The sequence below is a fragment of the Neorhizobium tomejilense genome (assembly GCF_964254135.1).
Taxonomy (GTDB): Bacteria; Pseudomonadota; Alphaproteobacteria; order Rhizobiales; family Rhizobiaceae; genus Neorhizobium; species Neorhizobium tomejilense.
This window is the reverse complement of sequence record NZ_CAXUSO020000001.1, coordinates 2,413,353-2,437,337: the sequence shown is the minus strand read 5'-3', so window position 1 is coordinate 2,437,337 and position 23,985 is coordinate 2,413,353. Positions and strand designations below refer to the sequence as shown.

Genomic DNA, 23,985 nt, shown 5'->3' with positions numbered 1-23,985 from the left:
GTTTCCCTCCCTCACTGCCCAAGCCGCTCAAGCAGAGCCGGGACGTGCACCTGGTCGGCTTTGTAGTTGCCGGTCAGCATGTACATCATGATGTTGACGCCGGAGCGATAGGCGTATTCGCGCTGCATCTCGTCCGGGGGGACGGTGGGAAGAACGGGCCCGCCCTGACTGTCGACTGCCCAGGCGCCGGCAAAATCGTTGCCGGTGATCAGCAGCGGCGTCACGCCGTCGCCGCTGGAGGAGAGCTGCGCGCCGGTGTTCTTGGCTTCCTGCCGCGCCTCGACCCAAAGCGGGCTGCCGGTGTAGCGGCCGGGGAAATTGGTGAGCAGGTAGAACGAACGGGTCAGCACGTGGTCGGCCGGCGTCGGCTCCAGCGGCGGGATGTCGATATTGGCAAGGATCGCCTGCAGCCGTTCGCCGTTCGGCGTGGTGCCGCCGCCGTCGAGCGATGAATACTGGTCGCGCGTGTCGAAGAGCACCGTGCCGCCGTTGCGCATATAGGCGTCGATCCGGGAGATCGCCGCTTGGCTGGGCATCGGTGCCGTGGCGGAGATCGGCCAGTAGATGATCGGGTAGAAGGCGAGTTCGTCCTTGGTGATATCGAGACCGACCGGGGCGCCGGGTTCCAGCGTCGTGCGGTAGGTGAGGAACTGGCTGAGACCTTCGAGACCCTGCTCGGAAATGCTGTCGACGTCCCTCTCGCCGGTCACGACATAGGCGAGGTGGGTCGTATCCAGCCGTTCGAGGATCTGCTCGTCACCGGGCTTGGCTCCGGCGCCGGGCGGCATCTCCTGCGCTTGCGACGGGCTCGGGACGAAGGCGAAGAGGCCGAAGGCGAGGGCGGCGATGACCGCCGCAGCATTGCCGGCGGCGCGGCGACGGGTAGGCACGCGGGAGAAGGCGCCGTTCATGAAGAGCACCACAAGGCTGTCCAGGATCAGCATCGCCAGGGCGGCTGCAAAAAGGGCGGGACGCAGCGATACGGCTTCGCCGCCGGCGAGGCCTTCGCGCACCAGCGGCCGGCCGGCCGTGGTCGGATCGAAGCGGGCAATGACGGTCTTCGGCGCCAGCAGGTTGACGGCGGTGAAGCCGTCCTCGGTGCCGTAAAGGCCGGGCGGGTGGTCGAAGCTTGCGACCGGCACCTGGTTGGCGGCAATCGCGATCGGTCGGGCCGTTCCGGTTTCCGTGGTGAGGACGCCGTCGGCGGTGAGCAACCGGTAGGGAGCCAGCGTCGCCGCGGTCCCCTCTGCTCCCGAGCCGGACGACGCGGCGCCGCCGGCGCGGGCGAGTTGCACCAGGCGGCGGAGCATTTCGACGAAATTGCCCGACAGGGGCAGATTGGACCAGGTCGCTTCGGCGCTCGTGTGGAAGAGTACGATGCGGCCGGCCTCGACTTCCTTTTCGGTGACGAGCGGCGTTCCGTCGGCAAGGCTCGCCCAGGTGCGTTCGGCAAGATCCGGCGTCGGTTCGGCGAGAACCTGGCGGGTGACCGTGATGTCGGCGGCGCGCGGCAAGCCGGCGAAGGGGCCGAAGCCCGGGAAGTCGGCAAGCGACTGCGGCTCCGACCAGGACATGGCACCGCCCAGCGCGCGTTCGCCCTGGCGCAGGATCACCGGCACCAGCGGATCATCGGCGGGGGCGGCGGCAAGGCGCGGCCCAGCAAAGCGGATCAACGTGCCCCCTTGAGCGATCCATCGCTGCAGCGGCGCATAGGATTCGGAGGGCAGGCGGCCGACATCGGCGAGGATGATGGCGGACGGATTGCCCTGCAGGATCTGCGGGATGGCGACCGAAAGATCGGCGGTGTTCGGCTGGATGACGTCCGCATAGGGCAGGAGCGCGCGGCTGATGTAATAGAGCGGCTGCAGGAGCGGCTGGAAATCACTGCCGCTTTCGCCGGCGAGAAGCGCGATGCGGCGGCGCTTGAAGCCATCGTCGAGCAGGTGTGCCGCGCCGGCCGTGGCAAGCCCGTCGATGTTGAGCCGGGCGAAATCGTTGCGCAGTTCGAACGGCGAGGCGATCTCGGCGGTGGCGGTCGCTGCACCCGCATCGAAGCGCAGCGTGCCGGAGGCGAGCGCGCGCCCTTGGGCGTCCAGCGCGTTGACGTTCATCTGCTGCGCCGATGCGGTCGAAAGGCGCGTCGCGGTCACGGACATGGCGGCGGCATTGTTGACCGCATCGGTCAGCGCCACGGCGCTGTGGCCGTCGCCTTCGATCAGGCGCATTTCGGCGGGCGAGAGGGCTGCGAGCGTCGACATGGCTTCGTTGTCGCCGGCCGCCGCCATGCCGTCCGAAAGGATGGCGAGCGTGCCGGGACGGGCGCCGTTCATGGCTTCTCTCACCGCCTGGGCGGCGCGGGCGCGATCCGGAACCAGCGGCTTGGGGCTTGCGGCCGTCAGCTTGTCGCGGGCAGCGGCTGCCGTGCCGGGCACGGCCTCATGGCCGGCATCGGCTGTGAAGGTGATCGACACCGGCACGTCGGCGCTTTCGGCGTCATCGATCAGGAGGTTGGCGGTTTGGACGCGGCGCTCCCAGTCGGCCGCGGTCGCCCAGCCATTGTCGACGACGACAACCAGCGGGCCGCCGGCATTCAGGGAGTTGGCGCGCGGGTTCATGACCGGATCGGCGATCGCCAGGATCACGGCGGCGGCCAGCAGCATCCGCAGCAGCGTCAGCCACCAGGGGCTCTTCGAGGGCGTTTCCTCACGCTTCAGGACCGTTGCCAGGATCCGGAGCGGCGGGAAGACTTCCGCCTTCGGGCGCGGCGGGGTGAGCCGCAGCAGCCACCAGATGACCGGCAGCGCAATCAGGCCGAAGAGAATGGCGGGATTTGCGAAAATGAGCGCGCTCATGACCTGCCTCCGCCCGGCTTTTGCGCCGGCAAGCCGGACAGATAACCATGGACGGCGACCAGCGCCTCGGAGGCGAGATGATCGGTCCGGTGGAAGACAAAACTCCAGCCGAGGCGGCGCAGCGATTCACCCAGCGCATCGCGGCGGGCGAAATAAGCGCGCTGGTAATCCTCGCGGATCATCTCGGCGCGGCCGGACACGAGCTTTTCGCCGGTTTCGGGATCGGTGAATTCGGTGCGGCCGGTATAGGGGAAAGTCTCCTCTGCCGGATCGGCGATCTCGACCACGTGGCCGCGCAGGCCGCGGCGTCCGAGCGGGGCGATGCGTTCCATCACCCGGTCGGCGTCATCGAGGAAATCGCCGATCAGCACGATGTCGCTGTGGCCGCGGATCATCGCGGTATCCGGCAGGCCGGTGGTCAACGGTGCGTGCATGATCGAGGCGGCGAGCCGTTCGGCGGCGTTGCGGGCCGAAACCGGCTCCATGATGCCGGGGCAGCCGATCCGCTCGCCGGACCGGGCAAGGATTTCGGCCAGCGCCAGCATCAGCACCAGCGCCCGGCTTTCCTTCGAGGCAATGGCGAGCGTCGACTTGTACATCATCGACGGCGACATGTCGGCCCAGAGCCAGACGGTGTGGGCGGCTTCCCATTCGCGTTCGCGGACATAGGTGTGGTCGTCGCGGGCCGAGCGCCGCCAGTCGATGCGAGACAGGCTTTCGCCTTCGGCATATGGCCGGAACTGCCAGAAATTCTCGCCGATACCGCGCTTGCGGCGGCCATGCCAGCCGGCGATCACCGTGTTGGCGATGCGCTTTGCTTCCACCATGCAGTCCGGCACAAGCGTCGCGCGGGCCTGGGCTCGGGAGAGGAGTTCGCTACTCGGTGTCTGCTCTACGATCTGGCCAATGGTGGATGCCACGCAGGTTCCTTTCTAGCCGGCGGACTTAGCCGCGGGCCTGCTTCACCAGACCGGCGATGACGTCGCGTACCGACATGCCTTCGGCGCGGGCTGCAAAGGTCAGCGCCATGCGGTGTTCGAGCACCGGTTCGGCAAGCGCATAGACGTCGTCGAGCGATGGAGCCAGACGGCCTTCGTAGAGGGCACGCGCACGGGCCGTCAGCATCAGCGACTGGCCGGCGCGCGGGCCGGGACCCCAGGCGACGTGCTTGTCCGTATGGGCATTGCCGTGGCCGGGGCGGGCGGAGCGCACCAGCGACAGGATCGCATCGACCACCTTGTCGCTGACCGGCATCTGGCGGATCAGCACCTGGATTTCCTGAAGGCGGGCGGAGTCGATGACGCCGCGCGCCTTGGATTCCGAAAGGCCGGTGGTTTCGAGCAGGATCTGCCGCTCGGCGGCGAGTTCCGGATAAAGCACGTCGACCTGCAGCAGGAAGCGGTCGAGCTGCGCTTCCGGCAGCGGATAGGTGCCTTCCTGCTCCAGCGGGTTCTGGGTCGCGAGCACATGGAAGGGGGCGGGCAGATCGTAACGCTGGCCGGCGACCGTGATATGGTATTCCTGCATGGACTGCAGCAGTGCCGACTGGGTGCGCGGCGAGGCGCGGTTGATTTCGTCGGCCATCAGCAGCTGGGCGAAGACCGGGCCCTTGATGAAGCGGAAGGAGCGGCGGCCGGCATCGTCCGTATCCATCACTTCCGAGCCGAGAATGTCGGAGGGCATCAGGTCGGGGGTGAACTGGATGCGGTTGGCACCGAGACCGAGCACGGTGCCGAGCGTGGTGACGAGCTTGGTCTTGGCAAGGCCGGGGACGCCGACGAGCAGCGCATGGCCACCGGACAGGACGGCCAGCAGCGTGTTCTCGACCACCTTTTCCTGACCGAAGATCACCTTGGCGACTTCGGTGCGGATGGCGGCGATGTCGGAAAGTGCCATTTCGGCCGCGGCGATGATGGCTTTCTCATCGAGGACGGTATCGGTGGAATTCATCAGGCCCATGTCGTTCTCCATCATCCAAAACTGGCTGGCATCCAGAACCGGCAGGTACTCAGAAACCGACTGGCTTTCCAAGGCCGGGCTCTTCATATCCCGGCATCGAATCGCTGCATCGCAGCATCCGGCTTATCCGATCAAACTTATTCCCCGAAATATGGCTGACAAGCACGTATTGAATGACTATCTCGTGAGGAACAATTGCTTTGGTGAATGCTTAAGGTCGAACCGGGACTGAAAGATGGCAGCGCAAACGATAAATTCGGCACCCGATGCCGCAGGGCTTGCGGCCCTGATTTCGCGCGCTTCCGAGCAAACCGGCGACGGAAAGCGCGGCCTGCCCCCTGTCGACAAGTGGAATCCACCCTTCTGCGGCGATATCGACATGGAAATCCGTGCCGACGGCACCTGGTTCTACATGGGCACCCCGATCGGCCGCGCACCGCTGGTGCGGCTGTTTTCAACGGTGCTGCGCAGGGACGAGGACGGCAGGACCTACCTCGTAACACCTGTGGAAAAAGTCGGCATCCGGGTCGTGGACGCACCCTTCCTCGCCGTCGAGATGCAGGTGACGCAGCGTGAAGGCCGGCAGGTGCTCACGTTCAGGACAAATGTCGGTGATGTGGTCGAGGCAAGCGCGGAACATCCCTTGCGCTTCGAAATCTCGGGCGAAAATCGGGAGCTGAAACCCTATCTCCTGGTGCGCGGCCGGCTGGAGGCGCTCGTTTCCCGCGCGGTCATGTACGATCTCGTGGAACTGGGCGAGGCGATCGTGATAGACGGGGTGCCGATGTTCTCCGTCCGCTCCGGAACGGAGGTCTTTCCCGTGATGCCCAAGGCCGAATTGGACGCCTTATCGCAATGAGTGACTTTCCCATCTTTTCGGCCGGCGATTTCCGTCGCCGGGCGCTGAACCAGAACGGCGGGCCGATCGATCACGCCTGGCGCGATCACGGCGACCATCTGCTCAATCCGACGCTGGTGGATTTCGCCGCGGGGCTGAAGCTGAAGGACGCGGCGGTGCTGGTTCCTGTGGTCGATGATTGCGATGGGGCCAAGGTGATCCTGACGCAGCGGACATCGACGATGCGCAAGCATTCCGGGCAGATCGCCTTTCCGGGCGGCGGGATCGATCCGCAGGATCGGTCCCCGGAACAGGCGGCGCTGCGCGAGGCGGAAGAAGAGATCGGCCTCGACCGTTCCTTCGTCGAAACGCTGTCGCGCCTGCCGACCTATTACGCGGCGACCGGTTTCCGCATCACGCCGGTGCTCTCCGTGGTCAGGCGCGGCTTCGAGATCACACCCAATCCGGCCGAGGTGGACGACGTTTTCGAGGTGCCGTTGTCCTTCCTGATGAACGAGGCGAACCACCAGCGCGGCAGCCGCGAATGGGACGGCAAGGAGCGGCATTTCTACGTGATGCCCTACGAGGAACGAAACATCTGGGGCATTACCGCGGGCATTCTGCGTACGCTCTATGAAAGGCTTTATGCATGACCAGTGTAGCCGACGAGGCCTGGTTCCAGGACCCGGCGCTGCAGCGCATCCTGACCCTGCTCAATGCCGACGGCGGCGAGGCGCGGGTGGCGGGCGGCGCGGTGCGCAATGCGCTGATGGGGCTTCCCGTCGCCGATGTTGACGTCGCCACCACACTTCGTCCGGAAAAGGTCGTCGAGCGGGCGGTCGCCGGCGGGATCAAGGCCGTGCCGACCGGATTCGAGCACGGTACGGTGACGCTGGTCATCGGAGGCCACGGCTTCGAAGTCACCACGTTGCGTCGTGATATCGAGACCGACGGGCGGCGGGCCAAGGTCGCTTTCGGCACCGACTGGCAGACGGATGCGGAACGACGGGACCTGACGATCAACGCACTTTATGCGGACGCTCAAGGCGTTGTGATCGACCTTGTGAACGGATTGCCGGATATCGACACGCGCACCATCCGCTTCATTGGCGATGCGGCCGAGCGGATCGCCGAGGACTACCTGCGCATCCTGCGCTTCTTCCGCTTTTTTGCGCATTACGGTTCCGGCCGGCCGGATGCGGATGGCCTGAGGGCCTGCGCCCGCGCCAAGGACAAGCTCTCGACGCTGTCGGCCGAGCGGGTCTGGGCGGAAACCAAGAAACTCCTGTCCGCCGCCGATCCTTCCCGTGCGCTGCTGTGGATGCGGCAGGCCGGCGTGCTCACCGAAATCCTGCCCGAGACGGAAAAGTGGGGTATCGACGGCATTCACGGCCTCGTGTCGGCCGAGAAGTCGCTCGGCTGGACGCCCGATCCGATATTGCGGCTGGCGGCGATCGTGCCGCCGGATGTCGAGCGGCTGGATGCACTGGCGAAGCGGCTGAAGATGTCGAATGCGGAGGCTGCCAAGCTTGCAGCCTGGGCGAATGCGCCGGTGCCGCCGGACGAAGTGACGGATGTCGGGTTCGCCCGGCTGCTCTACCGGCAAGGCGCGGAGGGGCTGGTCATGCGGCTAAAACTCGCACTTGCCTCTGCGCGAACCGCGGCCGAAGGCGATCCGGCGGCGATGCGCAAGTCCGCGCGGCTGTCGGTATTGCTGAAGAGGGCGGAGAACTACGAGAAGCCGGTCTTTCCGCTCAGTGGTGCCGATATCGTCGCAGCCGGCGTGCCGGCCGGAAAACGTGTCGGCGAAATCCTGAAGGAATTGGAAGATTTCTGGGTCGAGCGCAATTTCGCTCCCGACCGGGCGGCGCTGACCGCCCGGCTGGAGGATATGATCCGCAGATCACTCTGACATCAGGCGTATCGCCGCTCTGACATCGGGTGTTTCGAAATCAGATACAGCCACTCCGATGCGGATGACCGACTTCGGTCGCGCCGGGCGTCAGGCCGCCGCCGCTCCGTTTTCGTCGCGAATGCGTGCCTTGATGTTCTCGACCATGTTTTCGCGGATGATCTCTTCGCCATGGACAGTGCGAAGATGTTCCACGGCGCGGCGAACCACTTCGGCGTCTTCATCGGCCCGGGTATGCCATTGGCAACCGGGGACGAGCGTACCGCATTCGAACAGTCGCATGATACTTCCTCCTATTGTCGTCGGACTGGAGGCGGGCGGACAGCTCCTCATATCCGCCGGCCCCAATCCCGATAACTCGAAAGCGACGACGCTGTTCCCGATGCCTATTCGGAAAACGCCCAGGCGTGGAAAACGGAAGCCTCTTCCTTACCCTTTTCCCGCGCCGTCTCGGTGTTGGCGGCCGACATGGCAACCGACTTGCCGGCAAGCTGGCGCCTTACCTGGTCCACATAAAAGGAATGGGGGAGTTCTCCGCCAGTTCTCGCGCGCATCTCCGTCGCGAGGCGGTCGATCATTTCAGCGGTATCAAGGGAACGGAAGTCCTTGTCCTTAGACGCTTCCGGCATGGGCATGCTATTCGGTGCCATCATGGCGATCCTCCTCCGGTACAACCAAAGGGACGCTACCACCATCGCGCTGATTCCGATATCGCATTTGTTAAGGATGAGATATTAGGGCCGGTTTATACCCGATATCGTTAACTTTGTGGTTCTCGATCTAAGGCCACCTTACAACCGGAGGCAGTGACGAGAGGATGGACTCGACATTGCCGCCGGTCTTCAACCCGAAAATAGTGCCACGGTCGTAGAGCAGGTTGAACTCGACATAGCGGCCGCGACGGATCAGCTGTTCGTCGCGATCATGTTCCGTCCAGGGCTTGTTGAAGTTGGCCCGGACGATCCGCGGATAGACGAGGTTGAAGGCGCGCCCGACATCCTGCACAAACGCGAAATCCGCATCCCAGCCGCCTTTTTCCGCGACCGGATGCAGCCAGTCGAAGAAAATGCCGCCGACGCCGCGCGGTTCGTTGCGGTGCTTCAGGAAAAAATACTCGTCGCACCAGGCCTTGTAACGATCATAGTCGGCGACCGCCTCGTGGCGCTTGCAGGTGATCTCCATGACCCGGTGGAAGAGGGCGCTGTCGGGATCCGTCTGGGTGCGGCGCCGGTCGAGAACCGGGGTGAGATCGGCGCCGCCGCCGAACCACTGGCTCGACGTCACCACCATGCGGGTATTCATGTGGACGGTCGGCACATTGGGATTGATCGGATGTGCGATCAGCGAAATGCCCGACGCCCAGAAGCGTGGGTCTTCCTCGGCACCCGGCATCTGGCTGCGGAAATCGGCGGAAAACTCGCCGTGGACGGTCGATGTGTGGACGCCGACCTTCTCGAAGACGCGGCCTTCCATCATCGACATTCGTCCGCCGCCGCCCGCTCCGCCATCGCGCAGCCAGTCCTTGGGTTTGAAGCGGCCGGGCTCCTGATCCGAGAGGGGGCCGGTCAGCTCGGCCTCGAGGCCTTCCAGCGACGCGCAGATCGTGTCGCGCAGGCTCTCGAACCAGGCTTTCGCAGCCACCTTCTTGTCTTCGATGTCCTCGGGCAGCCCGTTGGGCAGTACCGGCCGTTCCATATCTCTATTCCTCTCGCCATCCCCTTGGCGCGACTCGCATTTTTCCGATCGGGAATTAGCATTTCTGGCTTTCGCGAACCATTCCATCGATTGTCGCGGGTGGAAAATGAGACTCGCAAAGCGTGTCGCCCGGCACTATCTTTACCGCATAAACAGGTGCTGATCAGAGGCTTTCATGGCAAAGTTCACACCCCCGCCGCTCGACGGGCTGAAGCGCAGGATCGACCGCCACCGGCAGGAAAAAGCCGGCGAGCGCCAGGGCATGTTCGTGCGGCAGACATTTCAGCTCTCACGTGAAGAAGCGCGCGAGAAGGCGCGCGAGTGGTTTCACGAATTTCCGAAGGCCGCCTATTGGACCGAAGTGGAAAGCTGGCGCCAGCTCGAAGGCGACCAGATCGAATTCACGATGCGACGGCTGCCGACTGCGGATTGATCCGATCCATTATTGCGGATCTTCGTAGGTGTAGAGCGCGCACATTTCGGCGCTGCTCTTCGGTGGATTTCGCCCCGTAAACACGGCGATCGCCGACATTCCCTTGCCGGACGCCCAGTTGGCGACATAGGTCACGTCGCCCGATCCGCAGAGCTGGTTGCCGTTTTCAAGTTCCGGATCGGCCGGTTTCGCGACGCGATAGACCGATGCTGGCACCCGCCTGCCATCCACCCGGAAATTATCGGCAACGAGGTCGGAGAATTCGAGGGATTCTTCGTTCTCGAAGGTGATGCTGAAATCGTCCAGCCAGACGTCGCCGGTGACGCTCATCGCCGTCTTGCTGACCGCAGTATAATGCTCGGCCTCCTGGGCGCGGACGGACAAAGCCATCAGGGCAAGAGCGGCAACAGTCATTGGGTAACAAAGCAGAGTGCGGAAATTGCGCATCGAGGTCCTTGAGGGCTTGGCGTTTGTGGCTTTCGGATGAACGAAGCGCCATTGCGGAAACATATGCGATCTCCGAGGTTCGGCCCATGGGCCTCGATCGGTTTGGCAGCTGTTTTTCAAAAGATGCTAAACGGAGACGGAGGCTGCTGGTACCGAAGACTCAAGCGGCATTCTCAGCCTTGGCGAGAACCGGCGTGAGTTCGAGGCCGAGGGCTTTCATCACCTTCAGGATCGTCGCGAATTCCGGATTTCCTTCGCCGCTTAGGGCCTTGTAAAGAGCGGCACGGCTCATGCCGACATCGCGGGCAAGCTTGCTCATGTTCTGGGCTCTTGCGACGATCCCTAGGCATTTGGCGATGAAGGCGGGGTCGCCGTCTTCGAATGCGGCGACCATGAATTCCTCGATATCCCCATCACTGTTCAAATGTTCGGCGATATCGAACCGGCGCACTTCCAAAGCCATTGGCTATTCCTTCCATTCCTTGGCAAGGCGTTTCGCTTCGGCAATGTCCTTGACCTGGCTGCTTTTGTCGCCACCGCAAAGTAGCAGGACAACGATGTCACCTCCTCGGCTGAAGTAGATGCGATATCCGGGACCATAATGGATCCGCATCTCGCTGATGCCTTCGCCGACGGATTTGATGTCACCAAGATTGCCTTCTTCAGCGCGGGCGATTCGACCGAAGATTCTGATTGCGGCACGCCTGTCTCGGAGGTCGTCTAGCCAGTCATCAAAGACTTTGGTCGAGTAAATCGTGAACATCCGAACTGTACTCTATGGAGTGCATTTTCGCAATCAATTTAGACTAAACCTATCCGTGCAATCAATCGAGATTCTCTTCTTCCGCTTCCAGCAAGATCGGTCCCGCACCCTTTTCGCCGAGCATGTCGAGCGGGTTCCTGAGCGGGCAATCCTCCATCGACAGGCAGCCGCAGCCGATGCAGCCGGTCAGGTGGTCGCGGAGCGCCGTGAGGCTGGCGATCCGCGCATCGAGCTGGCGTTTCCAGGTTTCCGAAAGGCGCTGCCAGTCCTTTGCCGTCAGGGGCCGGTCGTGGGGCAGGACAGAAAGCGCCTCGGCGATGTCGGCAAGCGGTATGCCGGTCTTTTGGGCCACCTTGATGACCGCGACCCGGCGCAGCACGACGCGCGGATAACGGCGCTGGTTGCCGCGGTTGCGGCGGCTCTGGATCAGGCCCTTGGTCTCGTAGAAATGCAGGGTGGACACCGCCACGCCGCTGCGGGTCGCGACTTCCCCGACCGTCAGTTCAAGCTCCAGCCGCCCGCCCGGATTTTTCTTCATCATCGCTGTTGACCTCAATATAACTTGAGGTTTTATAGCAGAGGCTTCGTGAAAGAAAACCGGAGCCCGGTTCAATGAAGACGAAAATCGTTCTGCCGCAGCGCCTCGCCGGCGATCATTGCTGCCGACATGGCGACGTTGATGGACCGCTGGCCTTCGACCATGGGGATGAGGATGCGGGCGTCGGCCGCCTCATGCACATGATCAGGCACGCCGGCGCTTTCGCGGCCGAAGAGCAGGATGTCGTCCGGCTGGAATTCGAAGCGGGTATAGGGCAGGGCGGCCTTGGTGGAGGCAAGCACGACGCGCCGGCCGTTCGCCTTGCGCCATTCGTCGAAGCGCTGCCAGTTGACGTGGCGGGCAAGCGTGACGCCCGCCAGATAGTCCATGCCGGAGCGCTTCAGGTTGCGGTCGGAAATGTCGAAGCCAGCCGGCTCGATGATATCGACCGACAGGCCGAGGCAGGCGGCGAGCCGGAGGATCGTGCCGGTATTGCCGGGAATATCCGGCTGGTAAAGGGCGATGCGGAGCCCGCGGGAGATGTCACTCATGCACCGTCCTTACGGGAAACCGAGGCTGCGGCTCAAGCCCTTTCGATGCGCGGCATGGCTGTGACGATCGGGCAACAGAAAAGCTCAGGGTGGCGAGATACGGCGATTTGCCCTTTTCAATTGATGCCCGAGAGGCTACAAGAAACGCGCAACTCAACGCCCACTCAAGGAGGCCCACATGGATATGACCGTGCTCTCGCGCCTCCGCTGCCGGATTTCTCTGTCTCTGGCCTAGGCGTTTCGCGGTTTCTCGCAAACTCTTTCTTTCCTCACTCGTTACGCGGCCGACATCCGGCCTCGCTATCCAGGTTTACGTCGTCCGGTTCCGGCCGCCTTGCGTGCTGAACCGGTGCGGCATCCGACTTACGGAGCTTTTTTCATGTTCTCGTGGTTCGAACGGCGCGTTGATCCCTATCCGGACGAAGCGCCCTCACTACCGCCCGCCGGCCTTGCGGCCTTCCTGTGGCACTATACCAAGCCGGTCTGGCCGTGGGTCGTCATCATGTCGACCTGTACGATGCTGATTGCTGTCGGCGAAGTGGCGCTGTTCCAGTTCCTCGGCGATATCGTCGACTGGCTGACCAATGCCGATCGGGCGACCTTCCTTGAAAGCGAAGGGCCGAAACTATTCTTCATGGCCTTCGTGGTGCTGATCGCATTGCCGGCGATCGCGACCCTCAATTCGCTGATCATGCATCAGATCCTGATGGGCAATTTCCCGATGATCGCCCGCTGGCAGATGCACCGGTTCCTGCTCAGGCACTCGATGACGTTCTTCGCCAACGAGTTTGCCGGCCGCGTCTCGACCAAGGTGATGCAGACCTCGCTCGCCATCCGCGAAACGGTGATGAAGGTGCTCGACGTGTTCGTCTACGTCTTCACCTATTTCGTCTCGATGATCGCCATCGTCGCGGCGGCCGACCTGCGCCTTGCGGTGCCGCTCGTCCTCTGGATCGTCTTCTACTCGATCACGGTCGCCTATTACGTGCCGCGTCTGAGGAAGATTTCGGCGGAACAGGCGGATGCGCGCTCGATGATGACCGGTCGCGTCGTGGACAGCTATACGAACATCGCGACCGTCAAGCTCTTCTCGCATGCGGGAAGGGAAGAGGCCTATGCGCAAGACGCGATGGACGTATTCCTGAAAACCGTACATGCGCAGATGCGCAAGGTGACGGGTTTCCAGGCGCTGGTCTATTTCTACAACTGTGCCGCCCTCTTTACCGTCGGCACGTTGTCGATCTGGTTCTGGCTGGACAGCGCCATCTCGATCGGGGCGATCGCGATCGCCATCGGCCTTGCGATGCGCATCAACGGCATGTCGCAATGGGTGATGTGGGAAGTGTCGGCGCTCTTCGAAAACATCGGCACCGTCTATGACGGCATGTCGATGATGACCAAGGCGCATGACGTGGTGGACCAGAAGGGCGCTTCGACGCTCACCGCGAAAAAGGGCCACATCCGCTACGACAACGTCCACTTCCACTACGGCAAGGGCAAGGGCGTCATCGAAGGCATGACGCTCGATATCCCGGCCGGACAGAAGGTCGGTCTGGTCGGCCGCTCCGGTGCCGGCAAGACGACGCTGATGAACCTGCTGTTGCGCTTCTACGATCTGGAGGACGGCGGCATCACCATCGATGGCCAGGACATATCGACGGTGACACAGGACAGCTTGCGTTCGCTGATCGGCGTGGTCACCCAGGATACCTCGCTGCTGCACCGCTCGATCCGCGACAACATCGCCTACGGCAAGCCGGACGCGACCGACGCGGACATTATCGAGGCGGCGAAGCGGGCAAACGCCTGGGAGTTCATCGACGGACTTGCCGACATGCAGGGACGCAAGGGTCTCGATGCGCATGTGGGCGAACGAGGCGTGAAGCTTTCCGGCGGGCAACGGCAGCGCATCGCGATCGCCCGCGTCTTCCTGAAGGACGCGCCGATCCTGGTGCTCGACGAGGCGACTTCGGCACTCGACTCGGAAGTCGAAGCGGCGATCCAGGAGAACCTGTTCGCGCTGATGGAGGGCAAGACGGTGATCGCGATTGCCCACCGGCTGTCGACGCTGACCGAAATGGACCGGCTGATCGTGCTCGATCGCGGCCGGATCATCGAGGCCGGCACGCACCGCGAGCTGGTCGCGACCGGCGGCATCTATGCCGACCTCTGGAACCGCCAGTCCGGCGGCTTCATCGGCCATGAGGACGTGATCGAGGAAGAGGCGGCGGAGTAAGCTCCGCCGCCATCCCTTTCTCTGGCTCTAAGGTCGGTATTCCAGGGCATGCTTCCGCAGAATTCAAATTCGGTTTTCGCGGGTGTGCCAGATACGGAGAAGAAAAATCATCTCGCCCTGTATCTCGTATCGAAACTCGTAGTCACCAATCAAAAGTCGTCGGATTTCACGCGGCGCGAACTCATCCAGCCTTTCACCAAGCCGCGGATGCTGGATGAGTTTCCTGGGTGCTGCAGCCAGGTTTTGAGCCGTGCGGGCCGCCGCGGGTGCGTTCACCACAACCAGAAAATCATGAAGGCGGTTGAGATCGGACACCGCTTTTGACGACCACTTCAGGTCCATTACAGGGGACGGGGCAGGGGCTTGTCAGTGCCTAAGCTGGCAGCCCACTTTTCGATCTCCTCCTGATCGACCACGTTTCCCTGATCGACGTCCGCCATTGCCTCCAGCGTCAGCCGCCGCCGCTCCTCTTCCAGCTCGATCCAGTCGGCGAGTGCCTGCTTGACGATCCAGCCCCTTGAACGTTCCAGGCGGGTCGCCAGTTCGTCCACTTTCTCAGCCAGCTGAACCGGCACATGTGCAGTCAGAACACGGGTTTCCATTGGGAACTCCTTTGGGGCAATCATAATGATTGATATTGATTATGTCCAATGGGCGCGAAGGTCCGCCCAGCAGGGCTTCCACATTAAGAAAATGTAAGCCGCGGCCCGGCCGCTTTTGCTTTGCCGGGCTTGAGAATCCGCCTATATCCGGTCCATGTTGAAAACGGTCTTCCGCACCTTCGAGAGCTTTATCAAGCCGTTTGCGAGGCGGGACGACCTGAAGCCACCCGTCGGCCTTGTCGGCTTCATCTGGTTCTATGTCCGCCAGGCAAAGCTTCCCTTCTTCGCCATGCTGGTGCTCGGCGGGCTTGCCGCCGGCGTCGAGGCGGCGATGTTCTGGTATGTCGGCCGGCTGGTTGATATCCTCGACACGACCCAACCTTTCGAGGGATGGTCGGGGTTGCTTGCCGACCACGGGACCGAACTGGTGGTCATGGCGCTGGTGGTCGGCATCGGCCGCTTCCTGATCGGGCTGATGACGGCGCTGGTCGACCAGCAGATCATCACGCCCGGTTTCTACAACCTGGTGCGCTGGCAGTCGTATATCCACGTATCGCGCCAGTCGCTCTCCTTCTTCCAGAACGACTTCTCCGGCCGCATCGTCACGAAAGTCTGGTCGGCCGGCCAGGCGACCGGCGACGTTCTGACCTCCTTCATGGAAAGCGTCTGGTTCGTCGGCATCTATTCCGTCTCGACCATCGCGCTGGTTGCCGGGCTCGACTGGCGGCTGGCCGTGGTCGTCGTCGCATGGCTTTCGATATTCGCGGTGCTCGCCAGATATTACGTGCCGCGCATTCGCGAACACTCCAAGGCCTCGGCCGAGGCCGGGTCGATGATCAGCGGCCGCATGGTCGACGCCTATTCGAACATCCAGACGCTTCGGCTGTTCGGCCGCGACGAGGCGAACGACCGCTACATGCTGTCGGGTTTCGAGAGCTTTCAAGACAAGATCATCGCGTTCACGCGGCTGTTGACCAGCGTGCGCGCCTCCATGGCCTTCCTCTCCGGCACGATGATCGTCACCATGGCGGCGATGAGCGTGCATCTGTGGCTCTCCGGCTTGATCTCATCGGGTGCGGTCGCCTTCACGATGGCGCTGATGCTGCGGCTGAACTTCCTGCTCGGCCGGCTGATGACGCAGCTCAACGGGATCATGCGCAATATCGGCACCATCCAGAATTCGGCCGAGCTGATCTCGCAGCCGATCGGACTGGTGGATGCGCCTGATGCAACGCAGCTGGTGGTAAAACGCCCGGAAATCCGCTTCGAGAACGTCAGTTTTCACTACGGCAAGGCGAAGGGCGTCATCGATAGTCTGTCGCTCACCATCCGGCCGGGCGAGAAGCTCGGCATCGTCGGGCGTTCCGGCGCCGGCAAGTCGACCCTCGTCAACCTGCTCCTGCGGTTCTACGATCTCGAAGGTGGCCGCATCCTGATCGACGGGCAGGATATCGCCAGGGCGACACAGGAATCGCTGCGCGCCCAGATCGGCATGGTGACGCAGGATACCTCGCTGCTGCACCGTTCGATCCGCGACAATATCCTGTTCGGCCGGCCGGATGCGACGGAGGCGCAGCTCGTTGAGGCGGCGCGCAAGGCTGAAGCCGACACGTTCATCGCGGCTCTCGAAGACCAGCGCGGCCGCAAGGGTTTCGACGCGCATGTGGGCGAGCGCGGCGTCAAGCTTTCCGGCGGCCAGCGCCAGCGCGTGGCGATCGCCCGCGTGATGATCAAGGATGCGCCGATCCTGGTGCTCGACGAGGCCACCTCGGCACTCGACTCGGAGGTGGAAGCGGCGATCCAGTCGAACCTGAAGCGGCTGATGCAGGGCAAGACCGTGCTTGCCATCGCCCACCGGCTCTCGACGATCGCAGCCCTCGATCGCCTCATCGTCATGGACAAGGGCCGGATCATCGAGGACGGCACGCACAACGAACTGATTGCGCGGGGAGGGCTCTATTCGGAGCTCTGGGCAAGGCAGTCCGGCGGTTTCCTTGCCGCGGACGCAGCCCAATAGCGCTGCGGCTCACTGTCCGGTAACGGCGATCTCGGCGATCAGCCCGAAGTGGTTGGAGCCGTGCGGTTGGGGAATGCGGGTCAGCGACTTTATCTTGAGCGGCGCCCGCGCATAGACATGGTCGATCGGCACGCCGAACGCACCCGCCCGGATCGGCCAGGTGGCGGGCTCGAAGCCGGCAGTCGCCAGGTCGGCATTGCGGAGGAACCGGCGCATGTTCGGCGCCAGGCTCGAGGCGTTGAAATCGCCCGAGAGCAGCAGAGGACCGCTCGTCTCGCTGATTGCGAGAGCAGCGCGGGTCAGTTCCACGGAGTGGAAATTGTCGAAATACGGCTTGGTCGTATGCATGCCGACGAAATGGATCGTTTGGCCGCGGACGGTCACCTTGGCGAGGATGAAGCGATCCGGAAAGATCTCGCTGAGCGATTGTACCGTCGGCGCTTCGATCGGCACCTTCGATAACATGAGCTGGTCGCAATCCTCGATCAGCAGGCCGCAGCCCACCCGGTAGGGATAGGTTTTCGCCAGCTCGCCCATATAGACCCTGAGCGGGGCGGCTTCCATGATGTTGACCAGGTCGGCGCCGGACGACCGGATCGTTTCGACGATGTCTTCGGCATTGGCGAAATTGTCGTTGAGGATGTTGAAGGACATCAGCTTGATGGTCGGTGCATTCCCCTCTGCCGGTGTCATCGGCGCGGCGAAGTCGCGGCTCATCAGTACCGCGTGGCCGACAAAGAGGAGCGTGGCGGCGAACAGCAGCCAGACCAGGAAGTGGCGCTTGACGAGAAGGGCTACGACCATGGCCGCGACGCAGCCGAGTGCCGCGTGCAGCTGCAGGCTGTAAAGCGTTCCCAAAAGCCAGTGGGGGTGTATGTAACGCGTCCCGATCGCCATCAGCACAAGCGACACGATGACGCAGATGGCAACCGATAGTGTTTGTCTCATTCGGGTCTATCCGGGACGGCCGCCTTCTGTCGTGGGCTTGGCCTAACATGAGGCCCGATTTGTTGCAATGCGGTGCCCGGCAGGGGAGTTAACGGGAAGTGCTCCATCCTCGCTGTTTCGCTAGAAAAACGCCTGATTTTTCCAGGCCCAACAGGCCAGTGCAGGCCTTGTTTCTCGGGCCTGTGCTCTGCCTGTCACGCTGGTCCGGAACCCTCCGGGTTTTCCGGCGACAAACTGGCCGGCACCCCTTGCCAAGGCTGGACATATTTTGCGATCAAGCATAGAACGCGCCGGATTGCTGGGGAATCTATGGTCGAATTGTGTTCAACTGAGATTCGCCCGGACGGGGGCAGAGCGGTTTCCGCGAATTGCGTGAGAAGGATGATTGAGCCGTGAGCGAGCACGACACCCATAGCGAAACACTGGGCGAGCCCACTCGCCGTGATTTCCTTTATCTGACCACCGGCATGGCCGGCGCTGTCGGCGCTGTATCGGTTGCGTGGCCTTTCATCGATCAGATGCGCCCGGACGCCTCGACGCTGGCGCTCGCGTCCATCGAAGTGAATGTCGGCGCTCTCCAGCCGGGCATGTCGCTGACCGTCAAGTGGCGCGGCAAGCCTGTCTTCATTCGCAACCGCACGCCGAAGGAAGTGGAAGAGGCGAATGCCGTGGCGCTTGCGGATCTCAAGGATCCCGTCGCCCGCAACGCCAATCTGCCGGCCGACGCGCAGGCAAGCGATATCGATCGTTCCGCCGGCCAGGGCAAGGAGAACTGGATCGTGATGATCGGTTCCTGCACCCATCTCGGCTGCGTTCCGCTCGGCCAGTCCGGCGATTTCGGCGGATGGTTCTGTCCGTGCCACGGCTCTCACTACGATACGGCCGGCCGTATCCGTAAGGGCCCGGCGCCGCAGAACCTCGCCATTCCGAATTTTGCATTTGCGTCCGACACAGTGATCAGGATCGGGTGAGGGGATAATATCTATGAGCGGTCATTCCACATACCAGCCATCGACCGGCATCGAAAAGTGGATCGATTCGCGGCTTCCGCTGCCGCGCATGATCCATGACAGCTTCATTTCCTACCCCGTTCCCCGCAATCTGAACTATGCCTACACGTTCGGCGCCATGCTGTCGGTCATGCTGATCGTGCAGATCATCACCGGCGTGGTGCTCGCCATGCATTACACCGCTTCGACCGGCATCGCCTTCGACTCGGTCGAAAAGATCATGCGCGACGTGAACCATGGCTGGCTGCTGCGCTACATGCATGCCAACGGCGCCTCGTTCTTCTTCGTCGCCGTCTACCTGCATATCGCTCGTGGCCTCTATTACGGCTCCTACAAGGCGCCCCGCGAAATCCTCTGGATCCTCGGCGTGGTGATCTACCTGCTGATGATGGCGACCGGCTTCATGGGCTACGTTCTGCCCTGGGGTCAGATGTCCTTCTGGGGCGCGACCGTCATCACCGGCTTCTTCTCGGCCTTCCCGCTGGTCGGCGAATGGATTCAGCAGTTCCTGCTCGGCGGCTTTGCCGTCGACCAGCCGACGCTGAACCGCTTCTTCTCGCTGCACTACCTGCTGCCCTTCATGATCGCCGGGGTCGTCGTCCTGCACATCTGGGCCCTGCACGTCACCGGCCAGACCAACCCGACCGGCGTCGAGGTGAAGACCAAGACTGACACCGTCGCCTTCACGCCCTATGCGACGATGAAGGATGCGCTCGGCGTCTCCGTCTTCCTGATCGTCTATGCCTGGTTCATCTTCTACATGCCGAACTACCTCGGCCACCCGGACAACTACATCCCGGCCGACGCCTTGAAGACCCCCGCTCACATCGTTCCGGAATGGTACTACCTGCCGTTCTACGCCATGCTGCGCGCGATCACCTTCAACGTCCTCTTCATCGACTCCAAGCTTGGCGGCGTTCTGGTGATGTTCGGTTCGATCCTCATCCTGTTCTTCCTGCCCTGGCTCGATACCTCAAAGGTTCGCTCTGCAGTCTACCGTCCCTGGTACAAGCTGTTCTTCTGGCTGTTCGTCGCCAATGCGATCATGCTCGGCTGGCTCGGTTCCCAGCCTGCGGAAGGCATCTTCACAGCACTGTCGCAGATCGGCACGCTGTACTACTTCGGCTTCTTCCTGGTGATCATGCCGCTTCTCGGCCTGTTCGAAACGCCGAGGCGCATTCCGAACTCCATCACGGAAGCGGTTCTTGAGAAAAAGAACGGCAAATCCGCCGAAGCCCGCGCCTGACGCCTGCGACCGAGAGGGATTAGAACTATGAACAAGCTTGTTACAAGCCTCGTCTCGCTGGCCTTCCTGGCGGGAATGGGCGTTGCCTCGGCCGTTGCGCAGGAAAATCACGCTGCGGCCCCGGCCGCGGAACATGCGGAAACGCCGCATTTTCCGATCCATCATCCCAAGGAAACCGACTGGAGCTTCGCGGGTCCGTTCGGCCATTACGACAAGGGCCAGCTCCAGCGTGGCCTGAAGGTCTATACGGAAGTCTGTTCCGCCTGCCACTCGATGCGTCTGGTCTCCTTCCGCACCTTGGAAGACCTCGGTTATTCGGAAGCCCAGGTGAAGGCTTTTGCCGCCAACTACAAGGTTCAGGACGGCCCGAACGACGAAGGCGAGATGTTCGAACGCACAGCCGTTCCGTCCGACCAGTTCCCATCGCCCTTCCCGAACACCCAGGCTGCCGCTGCCGCCAACAACGGCGCAGCACCACCGGACATGTCGCTGATCGCCAAGGCCCGCGGCGTGACCCGCGGTTTCCCGCAGTTCGTCATCGACATATTCACCCAGTACCAGGAAGGCGGACCGGATTACATCCATTCGCTGCTGACCGGCTACGAGCAGCCGCCGGCCGGCGTCGAGGTTGCTCCGGGTACCCATTACAATCCGTATTTCGCCGGCGCTGCCGCGCTTGCCATGGCTCCGCCGCTCAGCGCCGACCAGGTGACCTATGACGACGGCACGCCGCAGACGGTCGATCAATATGCCAAGGATATCTCGGCCTTCCTGATGTGGGCAGCCGAGCCTCATCTCGAGGATCGCAAGCGCACCGGTTTCATGGTGATGATCTTCCTGATGATCTTCACTGGCCTGATCTACCTCACCAAGAAGTCCGTCTATGCCAGCAAGGAACACTGAGGTTTTACCTCGTGATTGCGAAAAGGCGGCCTGCGGGTCGCCTTTTTTGTTGGGAGGGGAGCCATCAGTTGCTAGGCTCGGTCTCCCTTCCTGCCGCCAAATATGTGGATCACATGTCTTCCAAAAACGCTCTCTCCGCCGCCATCCGTTCCATCCCGGATTATCCGAAGCCGGGCATCATCTTCCGTGACATCACCACGCTGCTCGGCGACGCCGTTGCCTTCGGGCAGGCGGTGGATGAACTGGTGGCGCCCTATGCGGGCCTGGGCATCGACAAGATTGCCGGCATCGAGGCACGCGGCTTCATCCTCGGCGGCGCGCTGGCGCACCAGCTGAGGGCCGGTTTCGTGCCGATCCGCAAGAAGGGCAAGCTGCCGCACCAGACCGTGCGGATGGCCTACAGCCTCGAATACGGCACCGACGAGATGGAAATCCATGTGGATGCGGTGAAGGCCGGCGAGAAGGTGATCCTCACCGACGACCTGATTGCGACAGGCGGCACTGCGGAAGGTGCTGTAAAGCTGCTGCGTCAGCTTGGCGCCGAGATCGTCTCGGCCTGCTTCGTCATCGACCTGCCGGATCTCGGCGGCCGCCGGAAGCTCGAAGCGCTCGGCGTGGAAGTCAGAACGCTGGTCGAATTTTCAGGTCACTGAAGTCCCAGCCACGAAGGCGGGCCCGGGCGAGGGGCTTGCACGGGAAGCTTCAAGCGAATTCCAGCACGGTGCCTTCGTAGCGCATCACCACCTCGCCATGCTGGTTCACGCCGTCACAGACGGTCATGTTGATCCAGGTGCCGGGACGCGAGGCGAGCGAACGGCTCTCTGTCAGCGCGACGGAATAGGTGACGCTGTCGCCGGCATAGACCGGTTTCAGCCATTGCAGCTTCCTGAAGCCGGCCGAAGGCCCGAGCTTCGGGGCAGTGATGCCCTCGCTTTCGAGCCGCGCCACCTCGGTTTTCCAGTAGGCGATATAGGTCTTCATCCAGCCGGCGCAGGTGTGCCAGCCGGAGGCGCAGAGAGCGCCGAAAACGTAGTTCTTCGCCGCTTCGGCATCCACATGGAAGGGCTGTGGGTCGAATTTCTTCGCGTAGCGGACGATGTCCTCGGCGGTGAAGAGAAGCGTGCCGGTGATGACTTTCTGGCCGGGTGGAGAAAGCTCGATCAGCCTCATGCAGCGTCCTCCCGCGCGTCACGCAGCCGCATCATGATCGGGTTCTCGCCGCGCATGACGATCTCCCCGCGCTGGTTCTCCACTTCGTGAAGGAACTTGACGATGCCGATGCCGGGGCGTGAGCGAAGCGAGCGGGATTCGAGCACGGTCGAGCGGCCGGACAACGTGTCGCCGGCCAGAACCGGCCTTTTCCATTCCATGAACTCGATGCCCGGCGATCCCTCCGACGAGGAACTGGACAGCCAGCCGTCGAACATCATGCGCATGAACATGCTCGCCGTATGCCAGCCCGACGCCGACAGGCCGCCAAGGATGCTCGCCCTGCCTGCCGCCTCGTCGAGATGCATGGGCTGCGGATCGAACTCCGCGGCGAATTCGACCATCTCGTCCGCCGTCACCAGCTTGGATGCGAGCGGGAAAACCCGCCCCACCGAAAAGTCCTCGAAATAATACGCGGCTTCCGTCATGTGGCCCTCCCGCCCACGGTCTCAGGTGTTGAAGCGGAAGTGGATCACGTCGCCGTCCTGGACGACATATTCCTTGCCTTCGTCGCGGCCCTTGCCGGCTTCCTTGGCGCCGACTTCGCCCTTGAAGGCGATGTAGTCGTCAAAGGCGATGGTGAAGGCGCGGATGAAACCGCGCTCGAAGTCTGTATGGATGACGCCTGCGGCTGCCGGTGCCTTGGTGCCGCGCACGATCGTCCAGGCGCGGGTTTCCTTGGGGCCGACCGTGAAATAGGTGATCAGGTCGAGCAGGTGGTAACCGGCGCGGATCAGCCGGTCGAGGCCGGCTTCCTCAAGCCCGAGGGCCGACAGGAATTCCTTGGACTCTTCCTCCGGAAGCTGGGCAACTTCGGATTCGATCGCAGCCGAGATGATCACGCATTCGGCGCCCTGTTCCTTGGCCATCGCGGCCACGGCCTGCGTGTGCTCGTTGCCGGTCGAGGCATCGGCCTCCGCGACGTTGCAGACATAGAGGACCGGGTGTGAAGTCAGAAGGTTGAGGCTCTTCAGGATCTCGATCTCTTCGGGCGCCAGCGTCTTCAAAAGCAGGCGTGCCGGCTTGCCGTCGTTCAGGAGCTTGATAACCGCGTCCATGACCGGCAGCTGCGCCACGGAATCCTTGTCCTTACTGGCGGCGCGCTTGCGGGTCTGCTCGACGCGGCGCTCAAGGCTCTCGAGATCGGCGAGCATCAGCTCGGTCTCGATCGTGTCGGCATCGCCGACCGGATTGATGCGCCCCTCGACATGGGTGATGTCGTCGTCCTCGAAGCACCGCAGCACATGCACCACCGCATCCACTTCGCGGATATTGGCGAGGAACTTGTTGCCGAGGCCTTCACCCTTGGATGCGCCACGCACGAGGCCGGCGATATCGACGAAGGAAATGCGGGTCGGGATGATCTCCTTGGAGCCGGCGACCGCGGCCAGCTTCTGCATGCGCGGATCGGGAACCGCCACTTCGCCGGTGTTCGGCTCGATCGTGCAGAAAGGATAGTTGGCTGCCTGGGCGGCAGCCGTCTTGGTGAGCGCATTGAAGAGAGTAGACTTGCCGACATTCGGCAGGCCCACGATACCGCATTTAAAACCCATGGGTCCGGACCCTGTATTGGAAGAAATTTCGTTGCTGTGGCTATGGGGGAATGAAATCGCCGGGTCAAGGGCCGGTCGCTTTTCGAGCGGCTCTGCGGATGATATCAATGTGAAGCACACCCTTCGCTCCGGGAGATAGCCTTGCCTGTGACGCTGACCGTTTCGCCCGAAGGGCAGATAGATTTACCTCCAGAGATACTCTCAGAGCTTGAGGTAGCCGAAAGGGACGACCTGGAGGCCGTATTGATGCCGGATAGGGAGGTCTGGCTAGTA

27 protein-coding genes are annotated in these 23,985 nt (G+C 62.6%); 10 read left to right on the top strand and 17 right to left on the bottom strand.

Annotation, left to right across the window (positions count from 1 at the left end):
* Positions 1-11: 11 nt before the first annotated feature.
* Genes ACSQ3G_RS12410 through ACSQ3G_RS12400 form a run of 3 tightly spaced genes read right to left on the bottom strand, consistent with a single transcriptional unit; the run spans position 12 to position 4,811 of the window.
* Complete coding sequence (locus ACSQ3G_RS12410; protein WP_436110246.1) at positions 12-2,852, bottom strand: DUF4159 domain-containing protein; 2,841 nt, start codon at positions 2,850-2,852, stop codon at positions 12-14.
* The gene (locus ACSQ3G_RS12405) at positions 2,849-3,772 is read right to left on the bottom strand and encodes a DUF58 domain-containing protein (RefSeq protein ID WP_037076391.1); all 924 of its coding nucleotides are present in this window, start codon (positions 3,770-3,772) and stop codon (positions 2,849-2,851) included. Before ACSQ3G_RS12405 ends, ACSQ3G_RS12410 begins: the two co-directional genes overlap by 4 nt.
* Before the next feature lie 25 nt (positions 3,773-3,797).
* A complete protein-coding gene (locus ACSQ3G_RS12400) occupies positions 3,798-4,811 on the bottom strand; it encodes an AAA family ATPase (RefSeq protein ID WP_105426982.1) in 1,014 nt (337 codons plus the stop codon).
* Between the two features lie 235 nt (positions 4,812-5,046).
* Between ACSQ3G_RS12400 and ACSQ3G_RS12395 the strand changes: the two genes are divergently transcribed.
* The 3 genes from ACSQ3G_RS12395 to ACSQ3G_RS12385 are packed head-to-tail and all read left to right on the top strand — an operon-like array spanning position 5,047 to position 7,561.
* Positions 5,047-5,670, top strand: a complete 624-nt coding sequence (locus tag ACSQ3G_RS12395) for a DUF1285 domain-containing protein (RefSeq protein ID WP_105415095.1) — start codon at positions 5,047-5,049, stop codon at positions 5,668-5,670.
* Entirely contained in the window at positions 5,667-6,302 is a 636-nt protein-coding gene (locus ACSQ3G_RS12390; protein ID WP_436110245.1) for a CoA pyrophosphatase, read from the top strand. Before ACSQ3G_RS12395 ends, ACSQ3G_RS12390 begins: the two co-directional genes overlap by 4 nt.
* Positions 6,299-7,561, top strand: a complete 1,263-nt coding sequence (locus ACSQ3G_RS12385) for a CCA tRNA nucleotidyltransferase (protein WP_436110244.1) — start codon at positions 6,299-6,301, stop codon at positions 7,559-7,561. The genes ACSQ3G_RS12390 and ACSQ3G_RS12385 overlap by 4 nt, the downstream gene beginning before the upstream one ends.
* A gap of 90 nt (positions 7,562-7,651) precedes the next feature.
* Here the strand turns inward: ACSQ3G_RS12385 and ACSQ3G_RS12380 are convergent, their stop codons facing one another.
* The 3 genes from ACSQ3G_RS12380 to hemF all read right to left on the bottom strand — a co-directional run bounded on the left by ACSQ3G_RS12380 (position 7,652) and on the right by hemF (position 9,256).
* Complete coding sequence (locus ACSQ3G_RS12380; RefSeq protein ID WP_037076377.1) at positions 7,652-7,843, bottom strand: DUF1059 domain-containing protein; 192 nt, start codon at positions 7,841-7,843, stop codon at positions 7,652-7,654.
* A 104-nt stretch (positions 7,844-7,947) separates the two neighbouring features.
* Positions 7,948-8,214, bottom strand: a complete 267-nt coding sequence (locus ACSQ3G_RS12375; protein ID WP_038544260.1) for a hypothetical protein — start codon at positions 8,212-8,214, stop codon at positions 7,948-7,950.
* A gap of 127 nt (positions 8,215-8,341) precedes the next feature.
* A complete protein-coding gene (hemF, locus tag ACSQ3G_RS12370; protein ID WP_436110243.1) occupies positions 8,342-9,256 on the bottom strand; it encodes an oxygen-dependent coproporphyrinogen oxidase in 915 nt (304 codons plus the stop codon).
* Positions 9,257-9,431: 175 nt separating this feature from the next.
* Here hemF and ACSQ3G_RS12365 point away from each other — a divergent pair, with 175 nt between their 5' ends.
* A complete protein-coding gene (locus tag ACSQ3G_RS12365; protein WP_037076370.1) occupies positions 9,432-9,689 on the top strand; it encodes a hypothetical protein in 258 nt (85 codons plus the stop codon).
* A 9-nt stretch (positions 9,690-9,698) separates the two neighbouring features.
* Here ACSQ3G_RS12365 and ACSQ3G_RS12360 read toward each other — a convergent pair whose 3' ends face one another.
* From ACSQ3G_RS12360 to ACSQ3G_RS12340, 5 genes are all read right to left on the bottom strand, one after another.
* A complete protein-coding gene (locus tag ACSQ3G_RS12360; protein WP_436110242.1) occupies positions 9,699-10,199 on the bottom strand; it encodes a hypothetical protein in 501 nt (166 codons plus the stop codon).
* A gap of 97 nt (positions 10,200-10,296) precedes the next feature.
* On the bottom strand, positions 10,297-10,599 hold the full coding sequence (locus ACSQ3G_RS12355) for an addiction module antidote protein (RefSeq protein ID WP_436110241.1): 303 nt from the start codon (positions 10,597-10,599) through the stop codon (positions 10,297-10,299).
* A 3-nt stretch (positions 10,600-10,602) separates the two neighbouring features.
* Positions 10,603-10,899 (bottom strand): type II toxin-antitoxin system RelE/ParE family toxin, encoded by a 297-nt coding sequence (locus tag ACSQ3G_RS12350; RefSeq protein ID WP_436110240.1) that lies wholly within the window; start codon positions 10,897-10,899, stop codon positions 10,603-10,605.
* 61 nt (positions 10,900-10,960) lie between these two features.
* The gene (soxR, locus tag ACSQ3G_RS12345) at positions 10,961-11,437 is read right to left on the bottom strand and encodes a redox-sensitive transcriptional activator SoxR (RefSeq protein WP_436111710.1); all 477 of its coding nucleotides are present in this window, start codon (positions 11,435-11,437) and stop codon (positions 10,961-10,963) included.
* 71 nt (positions 11,438-11,508) lie between these two features.
* Positions 11,509-11,988 (bottom strand): tRNA (cytidine(34)-2'-O)-methyltransferase, encoded by a 480-nt coding sequence (locus ACSQ3G_RS12340; RefSeq protein WP_046668685.1) that lies wholly within the window; start codon positions 11,986-11,988, stop codon positions 11,509-11,511.
* 379 nt (positions 11,989-12,367) lie between these two features.
* Here ACSQ3G_RS12340 and ACSQ3G_RS12335 point away from each other — a divergent pair, with 379 nt between their 5' ends.
* The gene (locus ACSQ3G_RS12335) at positions 12,368-14,224 is read left to right on the top strand and encodes an ABC transporter ATP-binding protein (RefSeq protein WP_436110239.1); all 1,857 of its coding nucleotides are present in this window, start codon (positions 12,368-12,370) and stop codon (positions 14,222-14,224) included.
* Between the two features lie 63 nt (positions 14,225-14,287).
* Here ACSQ3G_RS12335 and ACSQ3G_RS12330 read toward each other — a convergent pair whose 3' ends face one another.
* Positions 14,288-14,566: a type II toxin-antitoxin system RelE/ParE family toxin gene (locus ACSQ3G_RS12330; RefSeq protein WP_436110238.1), complete on the bottom strand. Its 279-nt coding sequence runs from the start codon at positions 14,564-14,566 to the stop codon at positions 14,288-14,290.
* Positions 14,566-14,826, bottom strand: a complete 261-nt coding sequence (locus ACSQ3G_RS12325) for a CopG family ribbon-helix-helix protein (protein WP_436110237.1) — start codon at positions 14,824-14,826, stop codon at positions 14,566-14,568. The genes ACSQ3G_RS12330 and ACSQ3G_RS12325 overlap by 1 nt, the downstream gene beginning before the upstream one ends.
* A gap of 154 nt (positions 14,827-14,980) precedes the next feature.
* Between ACSQ3G_RS12325 and ACSQ3G_RS12320 the strand changes: the two genes are divergently transcribed.
* Positions 14,981-16,843: an ABC transporter ATP-binding protein gene (locus ACSQ3G_RS12320; protein ID WP_436110236.1), complete on the top strand. Its 1,863-nt coding sequence runs from the start codon at positions 14,981-14,983 to the stop codon at positions 16,841-16,843.
* A 9-nt stretch (positions 16,844-16,852) separates the two neighbouring features.
* On the opposite strand, the gene ACSQ3G_RS12315 is transcribed toward ACSQ3G_RS12320, so the two are convergent.
* Positions 16,853-17,791 carry an endonuclease/exonuclease/phosphatase family protein gene (locus ACSQ3G_RS12315; RefSeq protein ID WP_436110235.1) on the bottom strand — a complete coding sequence of 313 codons (939 nt, stop codon included), beginning with the start codon at positions 17,789-17,791 and terminating at the stop codon, positions 16,853-16,855.
* A 392-nt stretch (positions 17,792-18,183) separates the two neighbouring features.
* On the opposite strand from ACSQ3G_RS12315, the gene petA reads away from it, so the two are divergent.
* The 4 genes from petA (at position 18,184) to ACSQ3G_RS12295 (ending at position 21,603) form a co-directional block, all read left to right on the top strand.
* Positions 18,184-18,762 carry a ubiquinol-cytochrome c reductase iron-sulfur subunit gene (gene petA, locus ACSQ3G_RS12310; RefSeq protein ID WP_046603845.1) on the top strand — a complete coding sequence of 193 codons (579 nt, stop codon included), beginning with the start codon at positions 18,184-18,186 and terminating at the stop codon, positions 18,760-18,762.
* A 13-nt stretch (positions 18,763-18,775) separates the two neighbouring features.
* Positions 18,776-20,047 (top strand): cytochrome b, encoded by a 1,272-nt coding sequence (locus tag ACSQ3G_RS12305; protein WP_105426947.1) that lies wholly within the window; start codon positions 18,776-18,778, stop codon positions 20,045-20,047.
* A gap of 27 nt (positions 20,048-20,074) precedes the next feature.
* The gene (locus tag ACSQ3G_RS12300) at positions 20,075-20,950 is read left to right on the top strand and encodes a cytochrome c1 (protein WP_436110234.1); all 876 of its coding nucleotides are present in this window, start codon (positions 20,075-20,077) and stop codon (positions 20,948-20,950) included.
* 113 nt (positions 20,951-21,063) lie between these two features.
* On the top strand, positions 21,064-21,603 hold the full coding sequence (locus tag ACSQ3G_RS12295) for an adenine phosphoribosyltransferase (protein ID WP_105428993.1): 540 nt from the start codon (positions 21,064-21,066) through the stop codon (positions 21,601-21,603).
* A gap of 49 nt (positions 21,604-21,652) precedes the next feature.
* On the opposite strand, the gene ACSQ3G_RS12290 is transcribed toward ACSQ3G_RS12295, so the two are convergent.
* Genes ACSQ3G_RS12290 through ychF form a run of 3 tightly spaced genes read right to left on the bottom strand, consistent with a single transcriptional unit; the run spans position 21,653 to position 23,712 of the window.
* Complete coding sequence (locus ACSQ3G_RS12290) at positions 21,653-22,120, bottom strand: MaoC family dehydratase (protein WP_436110233.1); 468 nt, start codon at positions 22,118-22,120, stop codon at positions 21,653-21,655.
* Positions 22,117-22,587, bottom strand: a complete 471-nt coding sequence (locus ACSQ3G_RS12285) for a MaoC family dehydratase (protein ID WP_046603850.1) — start codon at positions 22,585-22,587, stop codon at positions 22,117-22,119. The genes ACSQ3G_RS12290 and ACSQ3G_RS12285 overlap by 4 nt, the downstream gene beginning before the upstream one ends.
* A 21-nt stretch (positions 22,588-22,608) precedes the next feature.
* A complete protein-coding gene (ychF, locus tag ACSQ3G_RS12280) occupies positions 22,609-23,712 on the bottom strand; it encodes a redox-regulated ATPase YchF (RefSeq protein WP_436110232.1) in 1,104 nt (367 codons plus the stop codon).
* Between the last annotated feature and the right edge of the window lie 273 nt (positions 23,713-23,985).

Excerpts from the sequence above, each read along its gene's own strand:
- ACSQ3G_RS12410 (WP_436110246.1), bottom strand. The coding sequence starts at position 2,852 with ATGAGCGCGCTCATTTTCGCAAATCCCGCCATTCTCTTCGGCCTGATT.
- ACSQ3G_RS12400 (WP_105426982.1), bottom strand. The coding sequence starts at position 4,811 with ATGGGCCTGATGAATTCCACCGATACCGTCCTCGATGAGAAAGCCATC.
- ACSQ3G_RS12395 (WP_105415095.1), top strand. The coding sequence starts at position 5,047 with ATGGCAGCGCAAACGATAAATTCGGCACCCGATGCCGCAGGGCTTGCG.
- ACSQ3G_RS12390 (WP_436110245.1), top strand. The coding sequence starts at position 5,667 with ATGAGTGACTTTCCCATCTTTTCGGCCGGCGATTTCCGTCGCCGGGCG.
- ACSQ3G_RS12385 (WP_436110244.1), top strand. The coding sequence starts at position 6,299 with ATGACCAGTGTAGCCGACGAGGCCTGGTTCCAGGACCCGGCGCTGCAG.
- ACSQ3G_RS12380 (WP_037076377.1), bottom strand. The coding sequence starts at position 7,843 with ATGCGACTGTTCGAATGCGGTACGCTCGTCCCCGGTTGCCAATGGCAT.
- ACSQ3G_RS12375 (WP_038544260.1), bottom strand. The coding sequence starts at position 8,214 with ATGATGGCACCGAATAGCATGCCCATGCCGGAAGCGTCTAAGGACAAG.
- hemF (WP_436110243.1), bottom strand. The coding sequence starts at position 9,256 with ATGGAACGGCCGGTACTGCCCAACGGGCTGCCCGAGGACATCGAAGAC.
- ACSQ3G_RS12365 (WP_037076370.1), top strand. The coding sequence starts at position 9,432 with ATGGCAAAGTTCACACCCCCGCCGCTCGACGGGCTGAAGCGCAGGATC.
- ACSQ3G_RS12360 (WP_436110242.1), bottom strand. The coding sequence starts at position 10,199 with ATGTTTCCGCAATGGCGCTTCGTTCATCCGAAAGCCACAAACGCCAAG.
- ACSQ3G_RS12355 (WP_436110241.1), bottom strand. The coding sequence starts at position 10,599 with ATGGCTTTGGAAGTGCGCCGGTTCGATATCGCCGAACATTTGAACAGT.
- ACSQ3G_RS12350 (WP_436110240.1), bottom strand. The coding sequence starts at position 10,899 with ATGTTCACGATTTACTCGACCAAAGTCTTTGATGACTGGCTAGACGAC.
- soxR (WP_436111710.1), bottom strand. The coding sequence starts at position 11,437 with ATGAAGAAAAATCCGGGCGGGCGGCTGGAGCTTGAACTGACGGTCGGG.
- ACSQ3G_RS12340 (WP_046668685.1), bottom strand. The coding sequence starts at position 11,988 with ATGAGTGACATCTCCCGCGGGCTCCGCATCGCCCTTTACCAGCCGGAT.
- ACSQ3G_RS12335 (WP_436110239.1), top strand. The coding sequence starts at position 12,368 with ATGTTCTCGTGGTTCGAACGGCGCGTTGATCCCTATCCGGACGAAGCG.
- ACSQ3G_RS12330 (WP_436110238.1), bottom strand. The coding sequence starts at position 14,566 with ATGGACCTGAAGTGGTCGTCAAAAGCGGTGTCCGATCTCAACCGCCTT.
- ACSQ3G_RS12325 (WP_436110237.1), bottom strand. The coding sequence starts at position 14,826 with ATGGAAACCCGTGTTCTGACTGCACATGTGCCGGTTCAGCTGGCTGAG.
- ACSQ3G_RS12320 (WP_436110236.1), top strand. The coding sequence starts at position 14,981 with ATGTTGAAAACGGTCTTCCGCACCTTCGAGAGCTTTATCAAGCCGTTT.
- ACSQ3G_RS12315 (WP_436110235.1), bottom strand. The coding sequence starts at position 17,791 with ATGAGACAAACACTATCGGTTGCCATCTGCGTCATCGTGTCGCTTGTG.
- ACSQ3G_RS12305 (WP_105426947.1), top strand. The coding sequence starts at position 18,776 with ATGAGCGGTCATTCCACATACCAGCCATCGACCGGCATCGAAAAGTGG.
- ACSQ3G_RS12300 (WP_436110234.1), top strand. The coding sequence starts at position 20,075 with ATGAACAAGCTTGTTACAAGCCTCGTCTCGCTGGCCTTCCTGGCGGGA.
- ACSQ3G_RS12295 (WP_105428993.1), top strand. The coding sequence starts at position 21,064 with ATGTCTTCCAAAAACGCTCTCTCCGCCGCCATCCGTTCCATCCCGGAT.
- ACSQ3G_RS12290 (WP_436110233.1), bottom strand. The coding sequence starts at position 22,120 with ATGAGGCTGATCGAGCTTTCTCCACCCGGCCAGAAAGTCATCACCGGC.
- ACSQ3G_RS12285 (WP_046603850.1), bottom strand. The coding sequence starts at position 22,587 with ATGACGGAAGCCGCGTATTATTTCGAGGACTTTTCGGTGGGGCGGGTT.
- ychF (WP_436110232.1), bottom strand. The coding sequence starts at position 23,712 with ATGGGTTTTAAATGCGGTATCGTGGGCCTGCCGAATGTCGGCAAGTCT.